The following is a 3,564-nucleotide window of genomic DNA, read 5'->3' as shown; positions in this document are numbered from 1 at the left end:
ATTGCCAAATCAATTAAATTGTAAGATTAAAGTAACAGATGCATCTTTAAAAGGACAAACTATTTCCTCTTCTTATAAACCCGCAACTCTTGAAAATGGTTTAAATATTCAAGTTCCACCTTTTATTGAGTCAAGTGATGAAATTGTTATAGATACAAGAACTTTAGAATATATAAAAAAAATTTAATATGAATTCTATTTCCCCTAATTTAAATTTGATGATTAAGGCGTCTGAAAAAGCTTCAAAAATTTTAATTAGAGACTTTGGTGAGGTAGAAAAATTGCAAGTTTCTTTAAAGGGGCCTAATAATTTTGTAACAAATGCAGATAGAAAAGTAGAGAAAATAATTATAGAAGAACTTGAAAAATCAAAAAAAAATTTTTCAATTTTAACTGAAGAAACTGGATTTATTAAAAATAAAGATAAAGACAACTTTTGGATAATCGATCCAATTGATGGAACCACTAATTTTTTAAATGGTGTCCCACATTTTTGTATTTCGATTGCTCTTCTATTTGAAAAAGAAATTATTGCTGGTGTCATATATGATCCTATAAAAGATGAAATATTTTATGCCGAAAAAAATGGTGGATCATTTTTAAACAATAAGAGTATTAGAGTTTCAAAAAAAAATAATATTTCAGGTTGCCTTTATGGAGTAAATTTTAGAAAAAATCTTCCCGAAAATTTAATTATTAGAAATACTGGAAGTGCTGCTTTAGATTTAGCATATGTTTCATGTGGGAGATTTGATGGTTGTTTTCAAAAAAATGTAAATCTATGGGATATAGCCGCAGGTACTGTATTGATAAAAGAAGCTGGAGGAATAGTTGATAAATTTGATCTAAAAAAATTTAATAAAATTAGTATTAAAGCTTCAAATGAGAGAATAAGTAGTGATTTAAACAAAAAAATTAGTATCTTTTAATTGTTTTATAATATTCTTTTGCTATAAATTCGCTATGAAAAAAAACATTCACCCTAATTATCACAAAATAAGTGTTGAAATGACAGATGGTACAAAATTTGAGACTAAGTCCACCTGGGGTAACGAGGGTGATGTGCTTAAACTTGAGATTGATCCTAAATCTCATTCTGCGTGGACAGGTGGAAAGCAAAAAATCTTAGATAAAGGTAGAGTGAGTAAATTTAATAAAAAATTTCAAAATTTTAAATCAGAAACCAAGAAATAATTCTTATTATGAATATGACCCCATTAATGCCAATGGCTACAGCAGTATGGCTTGTTGAAAACACAACTTTAACATTCAAACAAATTGCAAATTTTTGTAATTTACATGAAATAGAAGTTCAAGGTATTGCTGATGGAGAGGTAGCAAAAGGAATTAAGCCTTATAATCCTATAACTTCAGGGCAATTAACTAGAGAGGAAATTGATTTATCCAGCAAAGACCAAGATAGACCGCTCAATATTACTAATTATGACATAGATGTAAAAGAAACTGAAAAAAAGTTAAAAAAATATATTCCCTTGTCAAAGAGACAAGATAAGCCAGATTCGGTTTTATGGTTAATAAAAAACCACTCTAAATTAAAAGACTCTCAAATTGCAAAGCTTGTTGGTATTACAAAAAACTCGGTCATTGCGATTAGAAATAAAAGCTATTGGAATTTTAACAGTTTAAATGCTAAAGACCCTGTTGCAATAAATTTATTTACACAAAGAGATTTAACAGAGGCTCTTGAGAAAGCAGAAAGACGTATAAATAGAGAGAAAAAACTCAAAGAAAAAGCCCAAAAACAAAATCTACAGTCTCAATAAAAAAATAATAGACATAATTTTCTTTAGATGATAGTTACTACTTTTTTTTGGAGGACGTTATTAAAATAGATGTAAAAGATAACAATGTGGAGCAGGCTTTGAGGGTTTTAAAAAGAAAACTCCAAAGAGATGGCTTTTTTAAAATCGTAAAGCTAAAATCTAATTATGAAAAGCCATCTGAAAAAAAGAAAAGAATTCTTCAAGAAAATATTAAAAGAGTAAAAAAACTTAACAAGTTAAAGAATAGAATTTAATATCGCGGGGTGGAGCAGTCTGGTAGCTCGTCAGGCTCATAACCTGAAGGTCGGCGGTTCAAATCCGTCCCCCGCAACCAATCCTCAAATTTTAAATTTAGATTTTTTACTATCAATCAAAAATGTTTTAACTGTATCGTTAGTTAACCTTTGAAATGTTTTACCAAATTTTTCAATTTTTGAGATAATACTTGGTGGAACTGTTATTATGTGACATCCAAGTTGTGAGGCATGTATATAGTTATATGGCTCTCTAACGCTAGCCCAAAGTATTTTAACGTTCGGATATTTTTTCGCTCTCAATATACTTTTCTTTATTTCTGGAATTGGATCTTTACCTGCATCACTAGCCCTTCCAGCAAAAATTGATATGATTACATTAGTTTTTTTTTTAATTTTACTTAATATTTTTTCTGTTTGTTTATATGTGTAAACAGCTGTAACATTCATTTTAATATTTTTTTTGCTTAATTCATTGATAACTTTACCCATAAAAATTCCTTTTGAATTTTCTACTGGTATTTTTACATAAATATTTTTGCCCCAAGATCTAATTTTTAATGCTTGTTCTATAATATTTTTGTAGTCATCTGCAAATACCTCAAATGATATAGGTTTTTTCTTGCAAACTTTTAAAATTTCTTTTGAATACAACTCATAGTTTTTGGCTCCAGCTTTTCTCATTAAAGTCGGATTTGTCGTAAATCCTTTTACAATTTTTTTTTTTGAGTAATTTTTGATAGTTTTTATATCTGCAATATCACAATAAATTTGAGTCACTCTTAAAAACTTTTTATAATATCTTCGGTCATTTTTTTTGCATCAGCAAACAACATTAGAGTATTTTCTCTGTAAAAGAGATCATTGTCTACTCCTGCATAACCTGGAGACAAACTTCTTTTTACAAATAATACTGACTTTGCTTTTTCAACATCTAAAATTGGCATCCCATAAATAGGGCTTTGTGGATCGGTTTTTGCAACTGGATTTGTAACATCATTTGCGCCAATTACATAAGCTACATCACAATTTGCAAAATCATTATTAATTTCCTCTAATTCAAAAACTTCGTCATAAGGAACATTTGCCTCTGCTAGTAAAACATTCATGTGCCCTGGCATTCTTCCTGCAACAGGATGTATTGCGTATGAAACTTTAATATCATTTTTCTTTAGCGTATCTACCATTTCTCTTAAAGCATGTTGTGCCTGCGCGACAGCCATTCCGTAACCTGGGACTATAATTACTGACGATGCATTCTTCATTAAAAAAGCAGCGTCATCTGAGTTACCACTTTTAACTGGCTTTTGCTCTTTATTGTCAGATTTAGATATTTGATCTGTACCTCCAAAACCTCCGAGGATTACACTAAAAAAAGATCTATTCATACCTTTGCACATTATATATGATAAAATTGCTCCAGATGAACCTACTAGAGCTCCAGTAATAATTAATGCAGTATTCTCCAGAGTAAAACCTATTCCAGCTGCTGCCCAACCAGAATAAGAGTTCAACATTGAAATTAC

At 29.7% G+C, this 3,564-nt stretch carries 6 protein-coding genes, 1 tRNA gene and 1 pseudogene; 6 read left to right on the top strand and 2 right to left on the bottom strand.

Annotation, left to right across the window (positions count from 1 at the left end; all coding sequences use genetic code 11):
• The 6 genes and pseudogenes from AMN80_RS04900 to AMN80_RS04875 all read left to right on the top strand — a co-directional run.
• Positions 1-187: pseudogene (locus tag AMN80_RS04900) on the top strand (elongation factor P); the annotation flags it as partial.
• 1 nt (position 188) lies between these two features.
• On the top strand, positions 189-929 hold the full coding sequence (locus AMN80_RS04895) for an inositol monophosphatase family protein (protein ID WP_075520858.1): 741 nt from the start codon (positions 189-191) through the stop codon (positions 927-929).
• Positions 930-963: 34 nt separating this feature from the next.
• Positions 964-1,194, top strand: coding sequence for a 50S ribosomal protein L31 (gene rpmE, locus AMN80_RS04890; protein ID WP_075520857.1), 231 nt, complete (start codon positions 964-966; stop codon positions 1,192-1,194).
• Positions 1,195-1,202: 8 nt separating this feature from the next.
• The gene (locus AMN80_RS04885; protein WP_075520856.1) at positions 1,203-1,784 is read left to right on the top strand and encodes a cell cycle transcriptional regulator TrcR; all 582 of its coding nucleotides are present in this window, start codon (positions 1,203-1,205) and stop codon (positions 1,782-1,784) included.
• A gap of 59 nt (positions 1,785-1,843) precedes the next feature.
• On the top strand, positions 1,844-2,038 hold the full coding sequence (rpsU, locus tag AMN80_RS04880) for a 30S ribosomal protein S21 (protein WP_075520859.1): 195 nt from the start codon (positions 1,844-1,846) through the stop codon (positions 2,036-2,038).
• A gap of 3 nt (positions 2,039-2,041) precedes the next feature.
• Positions 2,042-2,118, top strand: a tRNA-Met gene (locus tag AMN80_RS04875).
• A 4-nt stretch (positions 2,119-2,122) separates the two neighbouring features.
• Here the strand turns inward: AMN80_RS04875 and AMN80_RS04870 are convergent.
• Together AMN80_RS04870 and AMN80_RS04865 are read right to left on the bottom strand one after the other, a co-directional pair.
• Entirely contained in the window at positions 2,123-2,818 is a 696-nt protein-coding gene (locus AMN80_RS04870; protein WP_075520855.1) for a transaldolase family protein, read from the bottom strand.
• A 2-nt stretch (positions 2,819-2,820) separates the two neighbouring features.
• The coding region (locus AMN80_RS04865; protein ID WP_143323388.1) for an NAD(P)(+) transhydrogenase (Re/Si-specific) subunit beta at positions 2,821-3,564 on the bottom strand (744 nt) is incomplete at its 5' end.

This window comes from Candidatus Pelagibacter communis (genome assembly GCF_001179985.1).
Taxonomy (GTDB): domain Bacteria; phylum Pseudomonadota; class Alphaproteobacteria; order Pelagibacterales; family Pelagibacteraceae; genus Pelagibacter; species Pelagibacter ubique_J.
The sequence above is the reverse complement of the archived record's forward strand: the minus strand, read 5'-3'. Positions and strand labels throughout refer to the sequence as shown.

Coding starts and splice junctions, on each gene's coding strand:
- AMN80_RS04895 (WP_075520858.1), top strand. CDS start 189: ATGAATTCTATTTCCCCTAATTTAAATTTGATGATTAAGGCGTCTGAA.
- rpmE (WP_075520857.1), top strand. CDS start 964: ATGAAAAAAAACATTCACCCTAATTATCACAAAATAAGTGTTGAAATG.
- AMN80_RS04885 (WP_075520856.1), top strand. CDS start 1,203: ATGAATATGACCCCATTAATGCCAATGGCTACAGCAGTATGGCTTGTT.